The organism is Actinomycetospora sp. NBRC 106375, assembly GCF_030269665.1.
In the GTDB taxonomy this organism is placed as follows: Bacteria; Actinomycetota; Actinomycetes; order Mycobacteriales; family Pseudonocardiaceae; genus Actinomycetospora.
The window spans coordinates 1-695 of sequence record NZ_BSTS01000073.1 but is presented as its reverse complement, the minus strand read 5'-3'; the positions used below and the strand labels follow the sequence as shown (position 1 = coordinate 695).

Below are 695 nucleotides of genomic sequence, written 5' to 3'. Positions count from 1 at the left end.
CTAGTGCCGCGGCAAGGAACGTTGGCGCTGTAACCGAGGGCTTGATCAGGATCTTGAGGGGTTGGAGGCTGTCGCCCGGGAGGTGGGGCGATGGCACGGCCTGCAGAGGTGTTCGTCCGGGAACTGTCCGAGGACGAGGCGCAGCGCCTGGTCAAGATCACCAGGACGACGAAGGACCGGGTGCGGCTGCGCCGAGCGGGGATCGTGCTGGCCTCCATGCAGGGGCGCAGCGCGACGGACGCGGCGGCCATGTTCGCCGCGACCGCGCAGTACGCGCGGGAGGTGATCCACGCGTTCAACGAGCAGGGGCTCGCGGCCCTGGACCCAAAATGGAGCGGGGGCCGACCTCGTAGGTTCGGTCCCCAGCACCGCGAGACGATCGCCCGGGTAGCCAAGACCGCACCGGCCCAGCTCGGGCTGCCGTTCACCACCTGGAGCCTGACCAAGCTCGTCGAGCACCTGGGTAACCGCGAGCGGATCTCGGTGAGCACCGAGACCGTCCGCCACGTGCTGCGCGCGGCGGGGATCTCCTGGCAGGCCACCAAGACCTGGAAGGCCAGCCGCGACCCCGAGTTCACCGCCAAGAAGGACCGCATCCTCGAGCTCTACGACCAGGCCGCCGCCGGTGAGCTGCCCGCCGGCGCACGCGTGATCTGCGCCGACGAGTTCGGGCCGCTGAACCTGCAGCCGCGCCC

General features: G+C 70.4%; 1 protein-coding gene. It reads left to right on the top strand.

The window, feature by feature from the left end:
* Nucleotides 1–90 precede the first annotated feature (90 nt).
* Nucleotides 91–695, top strand: a 605-nt coding sequence (locus tag QSK03_RS32920; protein WP_285660052.1) for a helix-turn-helix domain-containing protein, incomplete at its 3' end; no start/stop codon positions are given.